General features: G+C 71.8%; 20 protein-coding genes and 2 tRNA genes. 14 read left to right on the forward strand and 8 right to left on the reverse strand.

Annotated features, from left to right (window positions below; translation table 11 throughout):
- Positions 1-39 precede the first annotated feature (39 nt).
- Complete coding sequence (locus tag ABH931_RS14305) at positions 40-492, forward strand: hypothetical protein (protein WP_370113036.1); 453 nt, start codon at positions 40-42, stop codon at positions 490-492.
- On the opposite strand, the gene ABH931_RS14310 is transcribed toward ABH931_RS14305, so the two are convergent.
- The 3 genes from ABH931_RS14310 to ABH931_RS14320 form a co-directional block, all read right to left on the reverse strand.
- Positions 473-1,651 (reverse strand): low temperature requirement protein A, encoded by a 1,179-nt coding sequence (locus ABH931_RS14310; protein WP_370113038.1) that lies wholly within the window; start codon positions 1,649-1,651, stop codon positions 473-475. The two genes, ABH931_RS14305 and ABH931_RS14310, sit on opposite strands and share 20 nt — an antisense overlap.
- On the reverse strand, positions 1,648-2,238 hold the full coding sequence (locus tag ABH931_RS14315) for a CGNR zinc finger domain-containing protein (RefSeq protein ID WP_370113040.1): 591 nt from the start codon (positions 2,236-2,238) through the stop codon (positions 1,648-1,650). The genes ABH931_RS14310 and ABH931_RS14315 overlap by 4 nt, the downstream gene beginning before the upstream one ends.
- A 276-nt stretch (positions 2,239-2,514) precedes the next feature.
- On the reverse strand, positions 2,515-2,928 hold the full coding sequence (locus ABH931_RS14320; RefSeq protein WP_034091203.1) for an SsgA family sporulation/cell division regulator: 414 nt from the start codon (positions 2,926-2,928) through the stop codon (positions 2,515-2,517).
- A gap of 286 nt (positions 2,929-3,214) precedes the next feature.
- Here ABH931_RS14320 and ABH931_RS14325 point away from each other — a divergent pair.
- Positions 3,215-3,286: transfer RNA gene (locus ABH931_RS14325), tRNA-Val, on the forward strand.
- Between the two features lie 76 nt (positions 3,287-3,362).
- On the opposite strand, the gene ABH931_RS14330 is transcribed toward ABH931_RS14325, so the two are convergent.
- Complete coding sequence (locus ABH931_RS14330; RefSeq protein ID WP_370113042.1) at positions 3,363-3,800, reverse strand: isochorismatase family protein; 438 nt, start codon at positions 3,798-3,800, stop codon at positions 3,363-3,365.
- Between the two features lie 106 nt (positions 3,801-3,906).
- Between ABH931_RS14330 and ABH931_RS14335 the strand changes: the two genes are divergently transcribed.
- A tRNA-Val gene (locus ABH931_RS14335) sits at positions 3,907-3,978 on the forward strand.
- A gap of 61 nt (positions 3,979-4,039) precedes the next feature.
- On the opposite strand, the gene ABH931_RS14340 is transcribed toward ABH931_RS14335, so the two are convergent.
- Positions 4,040-4,765 (reverse strand): exonuclease domain-containing protein, encoded by a 726-nt coding sequence (locus ABH931_RS14340; protein WP_370113044.1) that lies wholly within the window; start codon positions 4,763-4,765, stop codon positions 4,040-4,042.
- A gap of 213 nt (positions 4,766-4,978) precedes the next feature.
- On the opposite strand from ABH931_RS14340, the gene ABH931_RS14345 reads away from it, so the two are divergent.
- From ABH931_RS14345 to ABH931_RS14360, 4 genes are all read left to right on the forward strand, one after another.
- Positions 4,979-5,542: a DUF4365 domain-containing protein gene (locus tag ABH931_RS14345; RefSeq protein WP_370113046.1), complete on the forward strand. Its 564-nt coding sequence runs from the start codon at positions 4,979-4,981 to the stop codon at positions 5,540-5,542.
- A gap of 87 nt (positions 5,543-5,629) precedes the next feature.
- The gene (locus tag ABH931_RS14350; RefSeq protein ID WP_370113048.1) at positions 5,630-6,907 is read left to right on the forward strand and encodes a hypothetical protein; all 1,278 of its coding nucleotides are present in this window, start codon (positions 5,630-5,632) and stop codon (positions 6,905-6,907) included.
- 286 nt (positions 6,908-7,193) lie between these two features.
- On the forward strand, positions 7,194-9,170 hold the full coding sequence (gene thrS / locus ABH931_RS14355) for a threonine--tRNA ligase (RefSeq protein ID WP_370113050.1): 1,977 nt from the start codon (positions 7,194-7,196) through the stop codon (positions 9,168-9,170).
- A gap of 67 nt (positions 9,171-9,237) precedes the next feature.
- On the forward strand, positions 9,238-9,801 hold the full coding sequence (locus tag ABH931_RS14360) for an HIT domain-containing protein (protein ID WP_370113052.1): 564 nt from the start codon (positions 9,238-9,240) through the stop codon (positions 9,799-9,801).
- 120 nt (positions 9,802-9,921) lie between these two features.
- On the opposite strand, the gene ABH931_RS14365 is transcribed toward ABH931_RS14360, so the two are convergent.
- Entirely contained in the window at positions 9,922-11,553 is a 1,632-nt protein-coding gene (locus ABH931_RS14365) for a hypothetical protein (protein ID WP_370113054.1), read from the reverse strand.
- A gap of 123 nt (positions 11,554-11,676) precedes the next feature.
- On the opposite strand from ABH931_RS14365, the gene ABH931_RS14370 reads away from it, so the two are divergent.
- A complete protein-coding gene (locus ABH931_RS14370; RefSeq protein WP_370113056.1) occupies positions 11,677-12,081 on the forward strand; it encodes a thiol-disulfide oxidoreductase DCC family protein in 405 nt (134 codons plus the stop codon).
- Between the two features lie 215 nt (positions 12,082-12,296).
- Here ABH931_RS14370 and ABH931_RS14375 read toward each other — a convergent pair whose 3' ends face one another.
- Complete coding sequence (locus tag ABH931_RS14375) at positions 12,297-14,447, reverse strand: elongation factor G-like protein EF-G2 (RefSeq protein ID WP_370113058.1); 2,151 nt, start codon at positions 14,445-14,447, stop codon at positions 12,297-12,299.
- A gap of 229 nt (positions 14,448-14,676) precedes the next feature.
- Between ABH931_RS14375 and pgsA the strand changes: the two genes are divergently transcribed.
- Genes pgsA through ABH931_RS14390 form a run of 3 tightly spaced genes read left to right on the forward strand, consistent with a single transcriptional unit; the run spans position 14,677 to position 17,443 of the window.
- Positions 14,677-15,357, forward strand: coding sequence for a phosphatidylinositol phosphate synthase (gene pgsA, locus ABH931_RS14380; RefSeq protein ID WP_370113060.1), 681 nt, complete (start codon positions 14,677-14,679; stop codon positions 15,355-15,357).
- Entirely contained in the window at positions 15,354-16,292 is a 939-nt protein-coding gene (locus tag ABH931_RS14385; RefSeq protein ID WP_370113062.1) for a phosphatidylinositol mannoside acyltransferase, read from the forward strand. The genes pgsA and ABH931_RS14385 overlap by 4 nt, the downstream gene beginning before the upstream one ends.
- Positions 16,289-17,443, forward strand: a complete 1,155-nt coding sequence (locus tag ABH931_RS14390; protein WP_370113064.1) for a glycosyltransferase family 4 protein — start codon at positions 16,289-16,291, stop codon at positions 17,441-17,443. Before ABH931_RS14385 ends, ABH931_RS14390 begins: the two co-directional genes overlap by 4 nt.
- Positions 17,444-17,571: 128 nt before the next feature.
- Here the strand turns inward: ABH931_RS14390 and ABH931_RS14395 are convergent, their stop codons facing one another.
- Positions 17,572-18,546, reverse strand: coding sequence for a DUF2332 domain-containing protein (locus tag ABH931_RS14395; protein WP_370113065.1), 975 nt, complete (start codon positions 18,544-18,546; stop codon positions 17,572-17,574).
- Between the two features lie 70 nt (positions 18,547-18,616).
- Here ABH931_RS14395 and ABH931_RS14400 point away from each other — a divergent pair, with 70 nt between their 5' ends.
- The 3 genes from ABH931_RS14400 to ABH931_RS14410 all read left to right on the forward strand — a co-directional run bounded on the left by ABH931_RS14400 (position 18,617) and on the right by ABH931_RS14410 (position 22,602).
- A complete protein-coding gene (locus ABH931_RS14400; protein ID WP_370113067.1) occupies positions 18,617-19,819 on the forward strand; it encodes a citrate synthase in 1,203 nt (400 codons plus the stop codon).
- Between the two features lie 154 nt (positions 19,820-19,973).
- A complete protein-coding gene (locus ABH931_RS14405) occupies positions 19,974-20,513 on the forward strand; it encodes a hypothetical protein (protein WP_370113068.1) in 540 nt (179 codons plus the stop codon).
- Between the two features lie 238 nt (positions 20,514-20,751).
- Entirely contained in the window at positions 20,752-22,602 is a 1,851-nt protein-coding gene (locus tag ABH931_RS14410) for an ABC transporter substrate-binding protein (RefSeq protein ID WP_370113070.1), read from the forward strand.
- Positions 22,603-22,612: the final 10 nt, after the last annotated feature.

Genomic DNA, 22,612 nt, shown 5'->3' on the forward strand with positions numbered 1-22,612 from the left:
GATGGAATTGCAGCGGAGCCGCACAAGGAGAGCACGATCATGACAGCGATCATCTGCATGGCACTCTCGGCCCTCGGTGTCGTCATCGCGGTGCTGACGGCGAGCCGGGGCCGGATGCGGGCCGGGCTGCGCTGGCTCGCGGTCGCGTTGGTCCCGACGGGCCTGTACCTGACGGGCCTGGTCACCGTCTTCCGGAACATCGGCACGACGCTCGCGAACTGGGCCACGCACCTCGTCTTCGACCCCAAGGTCTGGGTGGGTGTCGCCATGCTCTGCGGCACCGTGCTCATCCTGCTCTCGACGGGCGTCCGGTTCGGCCGCGGTCGTCGGCGCGGGAAGGAGCAGGGTCAGGTGCCCGCGAAGGGCGGAGCGCCGAGCGCGCCGCCGGGGCGGCCCGCCGGGGCCGCACTGCCGGCCAAGGGCAGCGCACCGACCGCCGACCTCGGCGACTTCTCCGACGTGGAGGAGATCCTCAAGCGTCGCGGGATCTGAGCGCCGCGCCGCGCTGAGCGGCGCTCTCCCAGCAGACCAGGCCCGCCAGCAGTGCCGTGGTCACGGCCAGGGCCGTGCCGCCGCTGGACCAGCGCAGTGCCGGGACGCCGGCGGCGAGGACCGCGGCGGCCGTGACCAGGCGGCGCCGGGGCCAGTCGCCAGCCAGGGCGCGGTGGAACGCGGCCAGGGCTGCCAGGTAGAGGGCGACGCCCAGCGGGAGCAGCGCGCCGGGCAGTCCGTGCAGCGGATGCCGGAACGAGTCGATGGCCTTCTGCATGCCGACCGCCGCGACGGCGATGCCGAGGATCAGGAACAGGTAGGCGTAGCCGAAGGACCACAGCGCCGCGCGCGGCCGCTCCTCGGCGGGGACACGTTCCAGCAGCGCGGCGCTGGCCTCCTCCTCGCGGTCGAAGTAGAGCCACCACAGGGCCGCGCTGGCGGCGAGCGCCAGCAGGGAGCCGACCAGCACGGTCGTCAGGTCGTCGAGGTGGCTCGCGGCGGCGCCGACCTCGGTGACGGACTCGCCGAGCACGATGATCACGGCCAGGCCGTGCCGTTCGACGAAGTGGCCGACGCCCACGGTGAACCCGCCGACGCCGGAGAGCCACGGCGTCACCCACTCCATCAGGCCGGCCAGGGCCCAGACCCAGACGCGCTGTTCCGGGGCCACGAATCCGGCCGCCAGCACGACCAGCGCGCTGGCCAGGTTGTACGGGCCGATCCGGTGGATGCCGCGCTGCCCCGAGGTGCCCTGGAAGGCGAAGAAGTGCACCAGGACCACCACCAGGTAGGCGGCGCCGAAGACGACGGCCCACGGCCCGGGGCCGACGGCGCGCGGAACGGCCTGCGACATCACGAAGAAGCCGGCGGTGCCGAGGAGCAGCATCAGCCGGGGGCCGGTGCGGTCCAGGTCGAGGGCGTTCGTCAGCCAGGCGTAGCCCCCGTACATCCACCAGGTGATCGCCAGCAGCAGCGCGGCCCTGGCCAGGCCACCGGGGTTCGGGTGCTCGACCAGGACCGTGGCGATCTGCGTGATCGCGAAGACGAAGACCAGGTCGAAGAAGAGCTCCAGCGACCGGACGGACTCCGCGCCGCCGCCCTGCGGGACATCGCCCTGGGGGACGTCGTCCTGCGGGACGGCGGGGGAGTCCGGTGTCACGAACCGACGCCGACGCCGCGTTCGGCCGCGACGGGCGGGGCGGTGCGTTGGCGCGCCCGGTAGGCGGCGACGTGCAGGCGGTTGCCGCAGGTACGGCTGTCGCAGTAGCGGCGGGAACGGTTGCGGGAGAGGTCGACGAAGACCCGCACGCAGTCCGGTGCCTCGCAGTGGCGCAGCCGCTCGCGCTCCCCGGCGACGATCACCAGGGACAGGGCGATCCCGGACTCGGCGGCCAGCCGGTCGGCGAGGGCCGCGCCGGGCGCGAAGTAGTGGACGTGCCAGTCGTGGCCGTCGTGGTCGGTCAGCCGCGGGGTGGTCCCGGCGCGGGCGATCATCGCGTTGAGCAGCTCCGCGGCGTCCCGGGTGCTCGTGGCGTCGAGGACGTCCCAGAAGCGCCGGCGCAGTCGGCGGACGGCCTCCAGGTCTCCCGGGGTCAGCTGGCCGACGTCGCTCAGCTCGCGGCGGACGACGAAGCCGCGCAGGGCGGGGAGATCGGGCAGTCCCTCGTGGCCGCAGGCCTGGGGGGCGGTGTTGAGCAGTTCCACCAGCACGTCGAGTGCGCACTCGGTGTCGTGGGTGATCAGCACGGCGGGGCTCCTGGCTCGTCCGTACGTGGCGCGACGGGGCGCGACTGGTTGCGCAGACTCTACAGCCCACGGCGGGAAGTGGTTCATGTCCACGCCGAGTCCGGGGCCGAGCACGTGTGCGGGCGCACAGACGACGACGCCGCGACCGGTCCGGTCGCGGCGTCGTGCCGTGCTGCGCGGCGCGCCCCCGAGTCGGTACGCCTGCGCATGAGTGAGTGCGGTATGCGGACTTCCGGACGCCCAGGCCCGCTGGCAGTGCGGTCGGGCGCCGGCGCCTCAGCTCTCGGCCAGGATGTGGCTCAGCTCCCTGTCCAGGTCGAAGTGGCGGTGCTCCGTCCCCGGAGGGACGGCGGCATCGGTGCGCTTGAGGAAGGACTCCAGCGCACGCGCCGGGGCCTCCAGCAGGGCTTCTCCTTCCGGAGAGCTCAGGGCGATGCAGACGACTCCCTGTCCGTGGCTGCGTGACGGCCACACGCGGACATCGCCGGTCCCGGTCGGCCGGTGCAGCCCCTCCGCGAGGAGGTCGCGGGCGAACACCCAGTCGACGGTCTCGTCGGCGCCCGTGTGGAAGGTGGCGTGCACGGCATAGGGGTCGGCCGTGTCGTAGCGCAGCCCCGCCGGAACGGGGAGGGAAGACTCGCTCGACACGATGAGGCGCAGGTGCAGCTCGCAGCTGACCGTGGTGTTCATAAGCGCCAAGGCCTTTCGCTCAGTGTGCGCTCGGGGATCGCACGTCGGCGAACGGACCATCCCACCCTCAGGCCCGGTGTAAACCCGTCTGTCCGGATTAGTGCGCTGCCAGTACCCCATCCAGCCCATCTGTCACAGGTGTCACACCCGTCACGGATTCCTGTCCCAGACGGGCCGAATCGGTCGTCCAAGGACGGATATGTGGCCTGTTTTCAGCCACTCGGGTTGCCGGACGCCTGACGTGCAGGAGCACGGTTCGGCATGCGGTAGTGTTTTCCCTGCACCCGGGCGATTAGCTCAGTGGGAGAGCGCTTCGTTCACACCGAAGAGGTCACTGGTTCGAACCCAGTATCGCCCACCCGGATGCAAAGGCCCGCAGGTCAACGACCTGCGGGCCTTCTGCGTTCGGCAAGTTCGCCCGGTCGGAGCAGTCCTCAGCCGAAGGGCAGCCCGTCCGCGCCCGCGATCACCGCGCCGAGCGTCGCCAGCTCGTGCTCGACGCGGGCGGCCGCGTCCGGGGCGTAACCCTCGTGCGCGCCGGAGAGCAGAACGACGCGGTAGCCGCGCTTGAGCGCGCCGAGCGCGGTGGCGCGCACCGCCTCCTCGCTCCAGACCCCCGCCAGTGCCACCCGGCAGCCGGCCGGCAGCGCGTCCGTCAGTGCCGAGCCGAGAAAGGCGTCGTCGGCGCCGTGCTCGATGACCTGCTCCTGCGGCCAGGATCCGAAGAGCAGCTCGTGCCCGCCCGTCCGCAGGTGCAGCACCGGCGCGCCCTCGTTGCGGGCGCGGCTGAGCAGTGCGCGCAGGGCGGCGGAGACGGAAGGGGTGAGCAGCATGTCGCGCTGCGCGTCGATCAGGACGAGCACGGTGGGCATGCTTCGACGGTAGCACTGGTGTTCGAATCGTTCGAGGCGAAGCGCCCGGGGAAGACGTCGATTTTTCGGCATCGGCCCAGGCGGTGCTAATGTTCTCTGCGTGCCCGGGCGATTAGCTCAGTGGGAGAGCGCTTCGTTCACACCGAAGAGGCCACTGGTTCGAAACCAGTATCGCCCACCCGTGCAGCACCTGAAGGCCCCTCAGTTGAGGGGCCTTCAGTCGTTCTGCGGCAGTGGCCTCATGCCGCCTGCTCGAGCGGCAGCCGCATCGGCCAGGCCCGTTCGACCCGGGTCGGGGTGCCGCTGCGGGCGAACCACTGCTCCAGGCCGCGCGCCTGGGCCGCGTGCCAGACCGCCTGCCGCAGGTGCAGCTCGGCGGCGCTCAACCCCTCCAGCGTGCCGCGGTGCCGACGGCCTATCGCCCGCGACAGCTCCAGTGCCGCGGTCGCGTCCGCCGCCGCGTCGTGGGCGTCCGTCAGCGGTATGCCGTAGTGCCCGCACAGGGCGGTCAGGGTGCGGCGGCCCTTGCGGTAGCGGTCGACATGGCGGTCCAGCACCCACGGGTCGACCACCAGCAGCGGACAGCCGGACGTGTACTGAGTGAGCGTCAGTCCCCGATGCCGGCGCAGCTCCCGGTCGAGCAGGGTGAGGTCGTACGGCGCGTTCATCACCACCAGCGGACGGCCCGCCCGCGCGTTTTCGGCCAGCGCCCGCGCGATCTCCTCCACCGCCACGCCCGGCGCGCGGCCGTGCTCCCGCGCCCAGGCGTCCGTCAGGCCGTGCACGGCCGTGGCCTGCGCCGGAATCGGCAGACCGGGATCGACGATCCAGTCCTGCCGCCGCAGTGGCCCGCCCGGCTCCTCCTGGACCACGAGCGCGGCCGTCACGATCCGGTCGCGTTCGACGTCCACCCCGGTCGTCTCGGTGTCGAAGGAGGCCAGCGGCCCCTCGTACCAGAGCGTCATCCCCGACCCCCTGCCGTGCGTCTCCCTGTCCCCGCGGTCCCGGCCGGACCGCGAAGTGCTCACGATCGGGTGATACCCGGTCACTTTCCGCGTCCAATCCTCCTTTCTGCGGGTCTCTTGCCGTTTCATGCCACCGCGCCTTGGAAAGACCGAAGTTGACGGGGCGTTCGGGACCGGACGGGTATCCCGTCGCCCAGACCGAGAGCGGCAGTGATGGCATTCTCCCTGCCCGAGCCGGCCGAGCGACCGGACGACGGGCGCACCCTGCGCGGCCAACTGGCCGTGACCTCCTGCATGGAGACGCTGCAGGTCGGCTACCTCCACGCGGTGGCCGCGGCGGCGGGCTGCGCGCTGGCCTCACCCTTTCCCGACAACGGCATCGACTGGCACCTCAGTCACGGCAGCACGCTGCACATCGAGGACGACGAGGTGACCATCAAGGTCCAGCTGAAGTGCACCTACCAGATCGCGCCGAATCCGGCCGGACCCGCCTTCAGCTTCACGCTCGACAACGAGCACCTGCGCAAACTCGCCCACCCACGGGTCGCCGTGCACAAGATCCTCGTGGTGATGCTGGTCCCGCGCGAGGTCGACCAGTGGCTGCTGGCCCGCCCGGACCGGCTGGAGCTGCGGCACTGCTGCTACTGGGTCAACCTGGCCGGCCATCCGGTCACCGGCAGGCGGCGGACGAATGTCCGGATACCGACTCAGCAGGTCTTCGACGATCGCGCGCTGTGCGCCATCATGGCGCGTGTGGGGGCGGGCGAACGGCCCTGAGCGATCGAGGCCCAGGGCACCGGGCCGCCGAGAGGCGGCCGCTACGCGGTTGCGGTTCAGGCACCCACCGGCGCGGGAGGCGAAGGCGTGACAGCCAGTCGGCGTGACACCACGGCAGATGAGGTGACCCCGGTCGCGCGCGCCGCCGTACGCGCGGGCGGAGCACGCACGTCCCTCGCGGACGCCGAACGGACCACGGCCGAGGAACCCGCCGTCCCCGACGCGACCCGGGTCGACCCCGACGTGCTGACCACCCTGCTGGCCCGGCACGGCTGGATCCGCCGCGGCGGCGCGGGCGGCCGCTACAGCCGCTGGTCGCCCCCGGACGACCAGGAGCCGGACACCAGCCTGCTCGTCCCCGCCGACCGGGGTTTCGACGACAGCGTCGACCTGCTGGAGGAGAGCCTGCACAGCCTCGCCCGCTCCGGCGTCCCGTCCGCGCGGGCCGTCCTGGCCGCGCTGCTCGTGCCCGGCGACGAGATCCACTGGCGCCGCGAGGTGCCCGGCGTCGGCGGCGCGGTCCCCTGGGGCAGCGAGACCGAGTTGCGCGAGGCGGCCACCGCGATGCTCGCCGCCGCGGCGAAGGCCGGGCGGGCCCGCTGCGCGTACTTCGGCGCGCGCCTGGACCGCTACGCCGCCCGCTTCCTCGACCGCGTCCTGGTGGTCGCCCCCGGCACCGGCGCGGGACTGCTCACCGCGTACACCCCGGCCCCCACCGACCGCCCCGCCGCGAGCACCCTCGTCCTCGCCCTGGAGGCGCTGCGCGAGGCGGTCGACCTGCAGCGGGCGACGGGCGCCACGGAGGCCTTCGACAACGGCGTCCGGCTCGGGCTCAGCCACGAGCTGATCTCGTCCGTGGTCCACCTGGTGCGCGGCAGCGAGGGCGCGCGGATCAGCCTGCACTGGTCCGCACAGGTCGGCCCGCCGCCGGGCTTCGGCAGCCGGCGTCCCGCGGTGGAGTTCTCACCCGGCGACCTGCCCGCGCTGGAGGCGGCGGCCGCGCGGCTGGAGCGCAGCGAGCCTGCGGTGGACGTCGAGCTGACCGGCGCGGTGGTGCGCCTGAAGCGGGCGGTGCCGGGCGGCGAGGGTGTCGTCCGGGTGCGCGTCCTGAGCGGCGCGGAGGTCGACGAGGTGCGGGTGCGTCTCGGCGACGCGGACTACCGGGTCGCCGTGAGCGCGCATCTGGAGGGGACGCCCATCCGGTTGCGGGGGCGGCTGGAACGCAAGGGCGGCTTCCGCCGCGTGGCGGGCGCCGGCCAGGTCACCCTGGTCGAACTGGACGAGGCGGAACGCGAGCGCGTCGCCAAGATGCTCCGCCTCCGCGCCGGCGCGGCCGCCCCCGAGGGCGAGGACGAGACCGACTGAACTTCTCGCTCCCGCAGCCAGTCGCACGACCCAGGGGCGCGAGGCTCTGCCCGATGAACTGCGTGCGCGACAAGCCACCCAGTGCGGTCGGGCCCCGTGTGTTCAGGGCCATCCGCCTGCGGCGGGTTGCTCGGGCAGAGCCCCGCGCCCCTGGGGGAGTGCAACTCGCCGCCCGTGCGCACGGTTCTCCCCGCGCCCCTGGATGGTGCAACGCCTCGCGCCGGTACCATCGTGATCGCAGCATTCCTGCTGTCCTTCCAGAGGTACCGAGAGTCAGGAGAGTCCGGTGTCGGACGTCCGTGTGGTCATCAGTCGCGAACCCGATCGGGAAGACCGCGTGGTGACGACGGGCACGACGGCCGCCGAGCTCTTCCAGGGCGAGCGGGCCGTCATCGCCGCCAAGGTCGGCGGCGAGCTCAAGGACCTCACCTACGTCGTCCAGGACGGCGACGAGGTCGAGCCCGTCGAGCTCACCAGCGAGGACGGCCTCAACATCCTGCGCCACTCCACCGCGCACGTGATGGCCCAGGCCGTGCAGGAGGTCTTCCCGGACGCCAAGCTCGGCATCGGCCCGCCGATCAAGGACGGCTTCTACTACGACTTCGACGTCGAGAAGCCGTTCACTCCCGAGGACCTCAAGGTCATCGAGAAGAAGATGCAGGAGATCCAGAAGCGCGGCCAGCGCTTCCAGCGCCGCGTGGTGACCGAGGACGCCGCCCGCGAGGAGCTCGCGAACGAGCCGTACAAGCTGGAGCTGATCGGCCTCAAGGGCTCCGCGTCCACCGAGGACGGCGCGAACGTCGAGGTGGGCGGCGGCGAGCTGACCATCTACGACAACCTGGACGCCAAGACCGGCGAGCTGTGCTGGAAGGACCTCTGCCGCGGTCCCCACCTGCCCAGCACCCGCCTGATCCCGGCCTTCAAGCTGATGCGCAACGCCGCCGCGTACTGGCGCGGCAGCGAGAAGAACCCGATGCTCCAGCGCATCTACGGCACCGCCTGGCCGTCCAAGGACGAGCTGAAGGCGTACCTCGACTTCCTGGAGGAGGCCGAGAAGCGCGACCACCGCAAGCTCGGCTCCGAGCTCGACCTGTTCTCGATCCCCGAGGAGATCGGCTCCGGCCTCGCGGTCTTCCACCCCAAGGGCGGCATCATCCGCCGTTCCATGGAGGACTACTCGCGCAAGCGGCACGAGGAGGCGGGCTACGAGTTCGTCTACTCCCCGCACGCCACCAAGGGCACCCTGTTCGAGAAGTCGGGCCACCTGGACTGGTACGCCGACGGCATGTACCCGCCCATGCAGCTCGACGAGGGCGTGGACTACTACCTCAAGCCCATGAACTGCCCGATGCACAACCTGATCTTCGACGCCCGTGGCCGCTCCTACCGTGAGCTGCCGCTGCGCCTGTTCGAGTTCGGCACGGTGTACCGGTACGAGAAGTCGGGTGTCGTCCACGGCCTGACCCGTGCTCGCGGCTTCACCCAGGACGACGCGCACATCTACTGCACCAAGGAGCAGATGGCGGACGAGCTCGACTCGCTGCTGACCTTCGTGCTGGACCTGCTGCGCGACTACGGCCTCAACGACTTCTACCTGGAGCTCTCCACCAAGGACCCGGAGAAGTACATCGGGTCGGACGAGGTCTGGGAGGAGGCGACCGAGACGCTGCGCAAGGCCGCCGAGAAGCAGGGCCTGCCGCTGACCCCCGACCCGGGCGGCGCCGCGTTCTACGGCCCGAAGATCTCCGTCCAGGCCAAGGACGCGATCGGCCGCACCTGGCAGATGTCGACCATCCAGGTCGACTTCAACCTGCCGGAGCGCTTCGACCTCGAGTACACCGCGCCCGACGGCTCGCGCCAGCGGCCGGTCATGATCCACCGCGCGCTGTTCGGCTCGATCGAGCGCTTCTTCGCGGTCCTGCTGGAGCACTACGCCGGCGCCATGCCGCCGTGGCTCGCCCCGGTCCAGGCCGTCGGCATCCCGATCGGTGACGCGCACATCGAGTACCTCCAGGAGTTCGCCCGCGAGGCGAAGGCCAAGGGGCTGCGGGTGGACGTGGACGCCTCCAACGACCGGATGCAGAAGAAGATCCGCAACCACCAGAAGCTGAAGACCCCGTTCATGGTCATCGTCGGCGACGAGGACATGGCGGCCGGTACGGTCTCCTTCCGCTACCGCGACGGCTCCCAGGAGAACGGCGTCCCGCGCGCCGACGCCCTGGCCAAACTGGTCGACGTGGTGGAGCGCCGGGTGCAGGTGTGAGAAGCAGCCAGGTGTGAGCAGGCACTGAGTAGGTGAGGGCGGTCTCGACGGGACCGCCCTCACGTCTATGCTGATCAGCATGACGACGGAGCCGGAGCAGCAGCACGGAGTGGGCGTTCCCGACGGGTTCGGGCGCCTGTGGACCCCGCACCGGATGGCCTACATCCAGGGTGAGTCCAAGCCCACCGGCCCCCTGCCGGACGACGGCTGCCCGTTCTGTGCGATCCCGTCCATGACGGACGAGGACGGCCTGGTCGTCCGCCGGGGCGTGCACGCCTACGCCGTGCTCAACAAGTACCCGTACAACGGCGGCCACTTGATGGCCGTGCCGTACCGGCACGTCGCCGACTACACCGAGCTGACGGCAGAGGAGACGGCGGAGATCGCCGAGCTCACCAAGCAGGCCATGACCGCCCTGCGGGCCGCCTCCGGGGCCCACGGTTTCAACATCGGCATCAACCAGGGCTCCGCCGGCGGCGCGGGTATCGCCGCCCACCTGCACCAGCACGTGGTCCCGAGGTGGGGCGGCGACACCAACTTCATGCCCGTCGTCGGGCACGTCAAGGTGCTCCCGCAGATGCTCGGCGACACCCGCAAGCTCATCGCCGACGCCTGGCCGGAGCAGCCCTAGCCGCTCCATCAGCAGGGTGCGCTCACGGAGTCCACGCGGTCGTCGTGAGCAGGTGGAGCGCGCCCGCGAGCGGGAGCAGCGCGGTGAACACCGCCGTGCCGAACGGCGGTGGCGCGCCGCTCAGTCCGCGTCGTAGACGTCGGGCTTGCCCGGACGCACGCTCTGGACCTCGGCGCCGAGCAGCAGCGAGCGGTTCTGGAAGCGTTCGAGGTCGACGTCGTGGTCCTTGAGCAGGTCCATCGTGGCCGCGTGGCACGCGCGCAGGAACGGCGTGGCCACCCGGATCGCGTCGTCGGCCATGAAGCGGTGGCCCCACGGGCGGGTGGCCCAGGCGTGCCGCAGGCCGAACGGCTCCGGCAGCTTGACCGACCCGCCGAGGTGGTTCAGCAGCGGCTGGTGCCAGGTGAACGGCGCCCGGGTGGCGAGCCGCACCACCTCGGCGTTGTTCACGATCGGGAGCTGGAAGGTCTGGTCCTCCCAGAACTTGACCGTCTTCTTGACGGTCTTCTCCTCCGGCTTGGCCTTCTTGCTGAACAGGCTGTGCACCGGCCCGAGCGCGTGTCCGGTCACCTCGATCCGGAGCGTGTCGTGCAGGACGGTGACCGTCGCCATCAGGGTGATGACCAACTGGCCGTCCCAGAGCACGAACTGCGCGCCCACGTAGTGGCGCGGCCCGGAGCCGAAGGTCTGCTTGTCGGCCAGCTCGGTCACCGAGAAGGGCCGCATCCGGTGGCCGTCCATGACCGGACCGGCGGGCCGGGAGATCTCGTCCGCGCTCTCGCCGATCGGCAGCAGTACCCAGTGGTCGACGATCACGTGCGGGATGCCGCCCTCGGCGACCACACTGCGGCCGAACCGGTGCAGCCGTTCCTCGATCTTCCTGACCACGTCGTAGTTGTGGAACGGCCGGATCTCCTGGTGCCCGGCGGCGGGCACCATCTGCTCCGCGAGGCTCCACGACGCCCAGCGCGGCCCCAGCCCCAGGATGCCCTTGGGTCCGGCGTAGTGGCCGATGTTGGTGTCCTGCTCGGCCAGCAGCTCGGCGAGGCGCTGCCGCTGGTTCTCCGCCTTGTGGTCGTCCGGGCCCTTGGGGACGGCGCCGGGCACGGTCGGCCCCATGGCCGTCCCCTCCAGCAGGCCGTTCCAGCGGTCGCGCAGCTTCTGCGCGGTGTTCAGGCAGATCCGCCGGGCCAGGTACCAGCCGACCAGCGGCACGATCGTCATCACCCGCAGGTACAGGCCCCACACGCCGGTGACCGACCCGGGCCGCCAGGCGAGCAGCCCCGCGATCAGCACCACCACGACGATGCCGAAGTTCTGCGTCAGCTCCCGGCTCTTCTGCGGCGCGCGCCGGGCCAGCTCGAACACGAGCAGCCACAGCAGCGTCCCCGGCAGGAAGAGCAGCCCGAAGACCAGCGACACCAGCGTCAGCTGCTTGTCGCGCTGGTGCCGGACGTCCTCCGCCTCCAGCGCGTGCTCGACGACGATGCGGGGCTGCACCCCGTAGGACGGCACGATCGGCTTGCGCTTGCCGCCCAGCGTGCGGGCGATCAGCGCCTCGCAGAAGGCCTCGCCCAGATTGGGCGAGAGCAGCTTGATGCGCCCCGGCTTGGACTTGGTCTCCGGGTGCAGGTCGACGAGCTGCTGGAAGTCGCCGTCGCGGTAGGCCATCGAGGACAGGGAGGTGGTGGCTCCGTACCCCGGTGAGGGATCGGTACGGAGCACCTGGGGCCCGAAGGGTCCATCGCTCATCGTCGCGCTTCCTCCCCTGAAGGCGTGTCAACGGGCGTGCGGTGCCAGCGTATCGCTGACGATCACACCATGTCAGCGGGTTGCCCCAGGGTGAGGCTCGGGGGGACCTGCGAGAATGTCCGCATGGACATCACTCCGGGCACACCGTTGCTCGTCTTCGACGGCGACTGCGCGTTCTGCACGTCCACCGTGCGGTTCGGCGAGCGGCTCCTGGGCACGGACGGCTGGGCGGCCGTCCCCTTCCAGTTCGCGGAGATGGACACCCTCGCGGAGTTCACCGCGGGCGCGGTCTCGCGCGAGCGCGCGGAGCGGGAGGTCCTGTGGATCACCCCCACCGGCACGGTCTACGGCGGCGCGGACGCGGTGGCCAAGGTGCTGCTGCGGCAGCGGCGCCTGCCGTGGAACGTCCTGGGCGCGGCGATGCGCCTCCCCGGCGTCCACGCCCTCGCGGAGGCGGTCTACCGCCTCGTCTCCGCCAACCGTGAACGCCTCCCCGGCGGCACCCCCGCCTGCGCGATCAAGCGGTAGTCGCACTCACCTCAGGGGCGCGGGGAACTGCGCGACAAGCCACCCCGTGTGGGCAGATCCCGCGTGTTCAGGGCCATTCGCCTCGGGTGGGTTGTTCGCGCAGTTCCCCGCGCCCCTGGGTAGCGCAACCACCTGCGGGAGCTTCGGTGACCCGCTCGCGCGCACGCGGCGGAGCCGCGCATCAGCACGGCCCCGCGCCCCTGAGGTGAGTGCAACTACTTCTCGGCGGCTTTCAGCACCTTCGTGGCGATCGCCTCCGGCAGGGTCTCGTGGCGGGCGTAGGCCCTGGTGAAGCTTCCAGCGCCGTGGCTGAGGCTGCGGAGGTCGACCGCGTAGCGGATGATCTCCAGTTCCGGGACGTCCGCGTGGACCGCGGTCCGACCGCCCGTGCCGACAGGCTCCGTGCCCAGGACCCGGCCGCGGCGGCTGCTCAGGTCGCTGAGGATCGCGCCCACGTACTCGTCCGGGACGAGCACGTGGACCTCCGCCACCGGTTCCAGCAGCCGCACGTTGTTCGCGGCGGCCTCCCGCAGGGCCAGCGCGCCCGCCGTCTGGAACGCGGCGTCCGAGGAGTCGACCGAGTGGGCCTTGCCGTCGACCAGGGTGACCCGAACGTCCACCAGCGGGAAGCCCGCCGCGACGCCCCGGGCGAGCTGCGCGCGGACGCCCTTCTCCACCGAGGGGATGAACTGGCGCGGGACCGCGCCGCCCACCACCTTGTCCACGAACTCGAAGCCCGCGCCCGTCGGCAGCGGCTCGATCTGGATCTCGCAGATCGCGTACTGCCCGTGCCCGCCGGACTGCTTGACGTGCCGGCCACGGCCCGTCGCGGGGCCCGCGATCGTCTCGCGGAACGGGACCACGTAGTCGACGGTGTCGATGTGCACGCCGAACCGCCCGCGCAGGCGTTCCAGCATGACGTCCGCGTGGGCCTCGCCCATGCACCACAGGACGAGCTGCCGGGTCTCCGGGTTCTGCTCCAGGCGCAGGGTCGGGTCCTCCGCCGCGAGGCGGGCCAGGCCCTGGGAGAGCTTGTCCTCGTCGGCCTTGCTGTGGGCCGCGATGGCGACCGGCAGCAGCGGCTCGGGAAGAGCCCAGTGGTCGAGGCCGACGTGGTGGTCGGGCAGGCTCAGGGTGTCCTCGGTCGAGCCGTGGGCGAGCTTGGCCACGCAGACGATGTCGCCCGCGACCGCCTGGGCGACGGGCCGCAGCGTCTTGCCGAACGGGGAGGACAGCGCGCCGACGCGCTCGTCGGTGTCGGCGTCGGCCATGTGGACCTGGCCGTCGGGGCGCAGCGTGCCGGAGAAGATCCGGCACAGGGTCAGGCGGCCGACGTAGGGGTCGCTGGTGACCTTCAGGACCTGCGCGGCCAGCGGCCCCGCGGGGTCGCAGGCGAGCGCCTCCTCGCCCTCGTGGACGGGCGTGACGTGCTCGACCGGCGAGGGGAACGCGGAGGTGATCAGCTCCAGCAGCTCCGCCGTGCCGACGCCCTCCTTGGAGCCCTCGGCCGCCGGCAGGACGGCGATGACGGGGTGGAAGTGGCCGCGCGCGACCGCGCTCTCCAGGTCGTCGATCACGGTCTTGGTGTCGATGGACTCGCCGCCGAGGTAGCGGTCCATCAGCGTCTCGTCCTCGCTCTCGGTGATGACGGCCTCGATCAGCCGCCCCCGCTCGGCCTCGATCGCGTCGGCGAGTTCGCTGCCCGCCTCGGCCTCGACGCGCTTGCCCGTCGTGTAGTCGTAGGTGTGCCGGCTGAGCAGGCCGACGAGGCCGGTGACGGTGGGTTCGCCGTCGGAGCCGGGGGCGCCCTCCCGCAGCGGCAGGTAGAGCGGCAGGATCGACTCGGGCGCGTCGAGGGCGAACGCCTCGCGGCAGCGTTCGACGGTGGTGTCGAAGTCGGCCTGGGGTGCGTCCAGCTTGGTGACCAGCAGGGCGCGGGGCATGTTCACGGCCGCGCACTCGTCCCACAGGCCGCGGGTGCTGCCGTCGATGTCCTCGTTGGCCGGGACGACGAAGAGGGCCGCGTCGGCGGCCCGCAGTCCCGCCCGGAGCTCGCCGGTGAAGTCGGCGTAGCCGGGGGTGTCCAGCAGGTTGATCTTGAATCCCGCGTGTTCCAGCGGGACGAGGGAGAGCTGGACCGAGCGCTGCTGGCGGTGCTCGATCTCGTCGTAGTCCGAGACGGTGGTCCCGTCCTGGACCTTGCCCGCCCGGTTGATCGCCCCCGTGGCCAGGGCGAGGGCTTCGGCGATCGTCGTCTTTCCCGCTCCGCTGTGGCCGACCAGCACCACGTTCCGAATGTCTTCGGGCCGGTCGGCCGACGGTGCCCTGCCGGCGGCTCCCGGGGCATGTCCTGTCTTGTCACCCATGATCTTCCATCTCCTCCCGCACGCGTGCTGCAGAGACGCCACGGGGCCGCGCCGGGTGAGGATGGGTCCGTGATGTGACGCAGGTCACCCGCGGTACTTTGGAGCCTCCCACTCTGTTCGCCGCAGGTCCATACGCCGGTCAGGTGGAGTCGGCCCGATAGCATGACGCTCACCTGGACCACGGTGCATGCGCCGAGAACCTGCCTGAAACGGAGCGGTCGGAAGACCCATGCTCAACAAATACGCCCGAGCCTTCTTCACCCGCGTGTTCACCCCTCTGGCGGCCTTCCTGCTGCGCAGGGGCGTCAGCCCGGACGCGGTCACCCTGGTCGGTACCGCCGGGGTGGTGGCCGGAGCGCTGGTCTTCTTCCCGCGCGGGAGCTTCTTCTGGGGCACGATCGTCATCACGGCGTTCGTCTTCTCCGACCTGGTCGACGGCAACATGGCCCGCCAGGCCGGGCGCTCGGGCCCGTGGGGCGCGTTCCTGGACTCCACCCTGGACCGGGTCGCCGACAGCGCGATCTTCGGCGGTATCGCCATGTGGTACGCGGGCAAGGGCGACAACCTGCTGCTCTGCGCCGTGACGCTGTTCTGCCTGGCGAGCGGCCAGGTGGTGTCCTACAGCAAGGCCCGCGCCGAGAGCCTCGGGCTCAAGTGCGACGTCAACGGCGTCGTCGAGCGCGCCGAGCGGCTGGTGGGCACGCTGGTCGCGGCCGGGGTCGCCGGTCTGCACCAGTTCGGCGTGCCGGGCGTGCAGTGGTTGCTGCCGGTCGTGCTGTGGCTGGTCGCCGTCGGCAGTCTGATCACCGTGTTCCAGCGGGTACTGACCGTCCGCCGCGAGGCGGCCGAGCTGGCCGAGCTGACGGCGGCCCAGGCCGCCGTGCCCGGCACCACAGGGGAGGTTCAGTGAACAAGGACGACCTGACGTACCTTGCCTACGCGGCGGGCTGGGGGCTGGTCAAGCGGCTGCCCGAGCCGGCCGCCGACGCGCTGTTCCGCCGCATCGCCGACATGGCGTGGAAGCGGCAGGGCAAGAGCGTGCTGCGCCTGGAGGCCAACCTGCGGCGGGTCCGCCCCGACCTGGACGAGGCCGGGATCCGGGCGCTCAGCCGCCAGGGCATGCGCTCCTACCTGCGGTACTGGTGCGAGTCCTTCCGCATGCCGGTGTGGAGCAAGGACAAGATCCGCGGCTCCTTCGCCCCCGAGCACATCGACCGCCTCGACGACACCCTCGCCGCCGGGCGCGGCGTCATCCTCGCGCTGCCGCACATGGGCAACTGGGACCTGGCCGGTGCCTGGGTCGTCGTGCGCGGCTACCCGTTCACGACGGTCGCCGAGCGCCTCAGGCCGGAGAAGCTCTTCGACGCCTTCGTCGCCTACCGCGAGGGCCTCGGCATGGAGGTGCTGCCGCTGACCGGCGGCGCGCACACCATGGCGACGCTCGCCAAGCGCCTGCGCGCGGGCAAGCTGGTCTGTCTGGTCGGCGACCGCGACCTCTCCGCCAACGGCATCGAGGTCGACTTCCTCGGTGAGAAGACCCGCATGCCGGCCGGTCCGGCCGCACTGGCCGCGCAGACGGGCGCGGCGCTGCTGCCCGTCACGCTCTGGTACGACGAGACGAAGACCATGCGGGGCCGTGTCCACGAGGAGATCCTCGTGCCCGAGGAGGGCACGCGCCGCGAGAAGACGGCCGCGATGACGCAGGCCATGGCCGACGTCTGGGCCGTGGGCGTGCGCGAGCACGCCGAGGACTGGCACATGCTCCAGCGCTTCTGGCTCGCCGACCTGGAGCCGCGGCCGGAGCAGCCCACCGCGGACGCCCGACCCGTGGAGGCCCAGGCGTGAGGATCGGCATCGTCTGCCCGTACGCCTGGGACGTCCCCGGCGGCGTCCAGTTCCACGTCCGCGACCTCGCGGAGCATCTGATCGGCCTCGGCCACGAGGTCTCCGTGCTCGCCCCGGCCGACGACGACACCCCCGTGCCGCCCTACGTCACCTCGGCGGGCCGGGCCGTCCCCGTGCCCTACAACGGCTCGGTGGCCCGCCTGAACTTCGGCTTCCTCTCCGCCGCGCGGGTGCGCCGCTGGCTGCACGAGGGCAAGTTCGAGGTGCTGCACATCCACGAGCCGGCCACTCCCAGCCTGTCGCTGCTCGCCTGCTGGGCAGCGTCCGGCCCGATCGTGGCCACCTTCCACACCTCCAACCCGCGCTCGCGGGCGATGATCGCCGCCGAGCCGATCCTCCAGCCCGCGCTGGAGAAGATCTCCGCGCGGATCGCGGTGAGCGAGTACGCGCGCACGACGCTGGTGGAACACCTCGGCGGTGACGCGGTGGTCATCCCCAACGGTGTCGACGTCGACTTCTTCGCGAGCGCGGAGCCGCGCGAGGAGTGGCAGGGCGACACGATCGGCTTCGTCGGCCGCATCAACGAGCCGCGGAAGGGTCTGCCGACCCTGCTGGAGGCGCTGCCCGCGATCCTGGCCGCACGGCCCGGCGTCCGGCTGATCGTCGCCGGCAAGGGCGACGAGGAGGAGGCCGTCAAGGACCTCCCGGCGTCGGTCCGCGAGCGGATCACCTTCCTCGGGATGGTCTCCGACGAGGACAAGGCGCGGTTGCTGCGCAGTGTCGACGTGTATGTCGCGCCGAACACCGGTGGCGAGAGCTTCGGGATCATCCTGGTCGAGGCGCTGTCGGCGCGGGCGCCGGTGGTCGCCTCCGATCTGGACGCCTTCCGGCAGGTCCTCGACGGCGGCTCCAGCGGCGAGCTGTTCCCCGTGGAGGACGCCGAGGCCCTGGCCAAGACGGTCCTGCGGCTGCTGGCGGACCCGGCCCGACGGGAGGCGCTGCGGGACACGGGCTCGCGCCACGTGCGGCGCTTCGACTGGTCCACGGTGGGCGCGGACATCCTGGCGGTCTACGAGACGGTCGCCACGGGCGCGGCCGCGGTCACCGACCTGGAGCCCACCGGCGGCTGGCGCTCACGTCTGGGCCTGTAGTTGCCCTACCCCCAGGGGCGCGGGGAACTGCGTGAGTAACCCACCCCAGGCGGATGGCCCTGTCCACTCGGGATCTTGCTGCCCAGGTGGCTTGTCGCGCGGTTCCTCGCGCCCCTGGACGGTGCAGGTCAGTCGAGCCAGTCGAGGCGCTCCCCGTGCGGTCCTGTGAAGGCCTTCGGCTCGCCGTCCAGGGACAGGACGAACACCCCGCGGTCGGTCGGCGCCGGCCGCGGCAGCCGGGCGTCGATCTCCGGGAGGACGCCCGGGGCCTCGTTGGAGATCCAGTGGCACGGCAGCTCGCGCATCGTCGCGACGAACCTGGCCCGCGCGTCCGGCGGCAGGTACGTGAGGACCGCGCTGTGGAAGACCACCGGCGTGGACCCGGCCGGAGCCGCCGCGACCAGCTCCGCGACGCGGGCGTTGAGGTCCCCGCGGACGATGCGGGCCGGCTCGTCGCGGGCGACGGCCAGCGCCGCGCGCAGGCGGTCCAGGCGCTGCTGCTGGCCGGGCCAGACCAGGCTCTCCAGCCAGCGGGTGTCGTCCGGGTCGGTGGGGTCCAGCGGGTTGAGGTCCGCGCCGGTGCGGGACACGACCCGCGGCAGCGCCGCGGGCAGCGGCACCGGGCCCGTCGTTGCGCAGTCGAGGGTGACGGGGCTGTCGGCGCCGAACGCCTCCGCGCCGTCGTAGCGGTACCGGTAGCGGTCGGGCCGCAGGCAGAGCCCGGCCGAGGCGCCGACCTCGACCAGCGCCAGCGGCTGCGGCAGCGCCGCGAGCAGCGGGAGGAGGGTCGCGCAGCGGCCGGCCTCGTTGGTCTGGGTGGCGCGGGCCAGCATCACCTCGCGGACCGGCTCCCAGTGGGCGAGGGTCCACTCGACGAACGCCTCGGCCGACTCCGCGGGCCCGCCGAGGTACCGCACAGCCGCGAGCAGCAGGTTCGGCTGCCGTTTGATCCGCGGCAGCGCGACCAGGCGTGTCAGCAGCTCCTCGGACTCGGCGACGGCCGCACTGATCCGCTCGTACGCAGGGGAGTGGGCGCGGGTGTGGACGTGGGCGAAGTCGCGGTAGTCGGTGGCGGTCGTTTCGAGGTCGATGACGGAGTTCATGCTTGCCAATGTCGTCGCAGTGATCAATAGTTGTCAACGTTGATCGATCTAATCAATATATGGAGGCCCGATGGTCGCCGAGGGCATGCTGACCACCCGGCAGGCGGCGGAGCGGCTCGGCGTCAAGCCGCAGACGCTGTACGCGTATGTCAGTCGCGGGTTGATCGCGCGGGTGCGCGCCGCCGACGGCAAGGGGAGCCTGTTCGCCGTGGCGGACGTCGACGCTCTGGCGGAGCGCAACGCGCAGCCCGCGCGCGGCGGCGAACGGCCCTCGGGGCCGGCGATCCGCACCGAGCTGACCCTGCTGGAGGGCGACCGGCTGTTCTACCGGGGTCGCGACGCGACGCACCTGGCCGAGCGGTGGACGTTCGAGGCGACGGCGGTGTGGCTGTGGACCGGTCGCGAGGAGCCGACGGCGCGCTTCGCGCCACCGCCGGCCGCGCTCGCGGCCGCCGCGGGGGCGTGCGCGGATGCGCTGCCGGGCACGGCGCGCGTGGTGGACCGGTTCAAGGCGGCGGTCCTGGCGGCCTCGGTCGCCGATCCGCTCAGCCTCGACCTGCGGCCGGAGAGCGTGGTCGCCACCGGCCGCACGTTGGTCGGCGCGCTGCTGGCCGGTGTCCCGGAGCGGGCGCTGCCGTCGGGGGAGGGGGTCGCCGCGCGGCTGTGGGCCCGGCTGAGCGCGGCGCCCGCGAGCGAGCCGGGGGTGCGGGCGCTGGACGCGGCGCTGGTGCTGCTCGCCGACCACGACATCGCCACCTCCACGTATGCGGCTCGCCTGGCCGCGTCCACCCGGGCCAACCCGTACGCGGTCGTCACCGCGGGCCTCGCGGCACTCGACGGCCCCCTCCACGGCGGCGCGGGCGCGCTGGCCCGGCGCGTCCTCGTCCACGCGGCGGAGACCGATCCGGTGACGGCGCTGGCGGCGACCCTGCGGGACACCGGCTCGGTGCCCGGCTTCGGCCACGTCCTCTACCGCGACCGTGACCCGCGCGCGCGGGCGCTCCTCCGCCTCCTCGGCGACCTCCCGGATCCGCGCGGACTGCTGGCTGTGGCAAGGGAGTTGGCGGAGCTCGCCCGCGAGCGCCTCGGCACCTTCCCGGGCGTCGACTTCGCCCTCGCGGTCCTCGCCGAGCTGTGCGGCTTCCCGCAGGACGCCGAGGAGGCGGTCTTCGCACTGGCCCGCACGGCCGGCTGGATCGCCCACGCCCTGGAGGAGTACCAGTCACCCCCGCTCCGCCACCGCCCGACGGGTGTCTATACCGGCGACAGGTAGTTGCACTCCCTAGGGGCGCGAGGAACTGCGCGAGCAACCACCGGCGTGCGGATGGTCCTCAACGTGCGGGGCCATCCGTCCCGGGTGGGTTTCTCGCGCAGTTCCTCGCGCCCCTGGGGGAGTGCAACTTCCCGCCCAGATAGGGTCACACCCTGTGAGCACATGGATCTGGATCGCCCTCGTCGTCGTCGCCTTCGGGCTGTACCTGAGCTGGACCGCCGGGCGGCTGGACCGGCTGCACGCGCGGATCGACGCGGCGCGGGCCGCGCTGGACGCGCAGCTGCTGCGGCGCGCCTCCGGCGCGCTGGAGTTGGCGACGTCGACGATGCTGGACCCCGCCGCGTCGATCGTGCTGTACCAGGCCGCGCACGCGGCCCGCACCGCGCAGGACGAGCAGCGGGAGGTCGCCGAGAGCGAGCTCTCGCAGGCGCTGCGCGCCGTCTTCGCGGAGCAGGAGCAGGTGGACGAACTCACCTCGCTGCCGGGCGGAGGGGACGCGCTCGTGGAGCTCGGGGAGGCCGTACGGCGGGTGCCGATGGCGCGCAGGTTCCACAACGACTCGGTGCGCGCAGCCCGAGCGGTGCGTCGTCACCGGCTCGTCCGGCTGTTCCGACTGGCCGGTCGTGCCCCGTTCCCGCTGGCCTTCGAGATGGACGACGAGGCGCCGCGCACCCTCGAGGCCGTCCGCACCTGACGGGGTGACAGTTGGCGGCGATCTGATAACACCATGATTGCGATGGCGTCCGCGCCGTAGACAGAAAGTCGGTGCGCCCCGAGATTACTGACGGTGCCTCACCGGGCACCTCGACGTCGTGGATCCTGAGCGGAGCCCCGGCCGTGGGGGGTTTCGCCCGCCCGCGTTCCGAGTCCCCGCCCCCACGGCGCCACTTGTGCATCGAACGTCTGGAAATCGATCGCAGGAGGCGCTCCACATGCCACGCACCAACCGCAGAACCCGCACCCTGGCGCTGGGAGCCGTGCTGACGAGCGTCGCGCTCGCAGCCGCAGGCTGCTCCTCGTCCAGCAAGCCCAGCCCCGGCGGGCCGACCGGGGGGACCTCCTCCGACGCCAACGCGGCGAACGTCAACGCCACCGGAACCCCCACCACGGGCGGCACGCTCAAGCTGATCGGCAGCGGCGACGTCGACCACCTGGACACCGCCAGCGGCTACTACACCGCCACGTACACCCTCGAACGGGCCTACACGCGGCAGCTGTTCACGTATCCGGCGTCGACGGACGCGTCCAAGGCCACCAACGTCATCGCCGACCTGGCGAGCGACGTCCCGACCACCGGCAACGGCGGTATCAGCGCGGACGGCCTGACCTACACCATCCACCTGCGCACCAACGCGATGTGGAACACCAGCCCGGCCCGCGCGGTCACCGCGCAGGACGAGGTGCTGGGCATGAAGCGGCTGTGCAACCCGACGCCGAACGCGGTGGGCGCTCCCGGTTACTACGTGGGCGTCATCGCGGGCTTCAAGGAGTACTGCGACGGCTTCGCCAAGGTCAGCCCGACCATCCCGGCGATCAAGGCCTACGTCAACAGCCACGACATCTCCGGCATCAAGGCCGTGGACGCCGGCACCGTCCAGTTCACGCTGGTGAAGAAGGCCAACGACTTCCTCAACATCCTGGCGATGCCGTTCTCCTCGCCCGCGCCGGTGGAGTACCTCGACTACCTGCCGGACGACGCGAACTTCCGGACCCACACGATCTCCGACGGCCCGTACCAGATCACCTCGTACACGGCCAACCAGTCGATCAAGCTGGACCGGAACCCCGCCTGGACCAAGGCCTCCGACCCGGTCCGTGACGCCTACGTCGACCACATCACCATCACCGAGGGCCAGGACGAGGCCCCGGTGCAGCAGCAGATCCAGGCCGGCACCGCGGACATGGAGTGGGACACCTCCGTGCCGACCGCGTCCGTCCCGGCGCTGAAGGCGAGCAAGGACGCGCGCCTGGGCATCTACCCGTCCGGCAGCACCAACCCCTTCCTGGTCTTCAACGAGCAGAGCCCGAGCAACCAGGGCGCGCTCGGCAAGGCGGCGGTGCGTCAGGCGCTGGAGTACGCGATCGACAAGGTCGCCATCGGCCAGATCTACGGCGGTCCCTCGCTGAACACCCCGCTGGACCAGGCCATCCCGCCGGGCAGCCTCGGCTACCAGCAGTACGACCCGTACCCGACGCCGGACCACAAGGGCGACGCGGCCAAGTGCAAGTCGATGCTCGCCGCCGCCGGATACCCGAACGGCCTGGTCCTCAAGGACCTGGCCCGCAACGCCGGCAAGCACCCGGCCGTCGCCCAGTCCGTCCAGGCCGACCTCAAGGCCTGTGGTGTCACCACCCAGATCGTCCCGGTCTCCCAGGGCGACTACTACGGCAAGTACCTGAACCTGCCGAGCGCCGCCAAAGCGGGCAGCTGGGACATCACCGAGGCGGGCTGGGTGCCGGACTGGTTCGGCAACAACGGCCGCGCCAACCTGGAGCCCCTCTTCGACGGCCGCAACTACGGCCCGGGCTCGACCGACTGGGGCGACTACAACAGCACCGTCACCAACGGCCTGATCGACCAGGCCATGGCGGCGCCCGACCAGGCCTCCGCCGACGCCCTGTGGCACCAGGCCGACCAGCAGGTCATGAAGGACGCGGCGATCGTCCCGTTCGAGACCCAGAACACGCCGCTGTTCCGGTCCGACCGGGTGCACAACGCGATCTTCGAGCTCTTCTCGCAGAACTACGACATCACCGAGGTCTGGCTCTCGCCCAACAGCTGAGCCACGCGCA

The sequence above is a fragment of the Streptacidiphilus sp. MAP12-33 genome (genome assembly GCF_041261265.1).
GTDB lineage: Bacteria > Actinomycetota > Actinomycetes > Streptomycetales > Streptomycetaceae > Streptacidiphilus.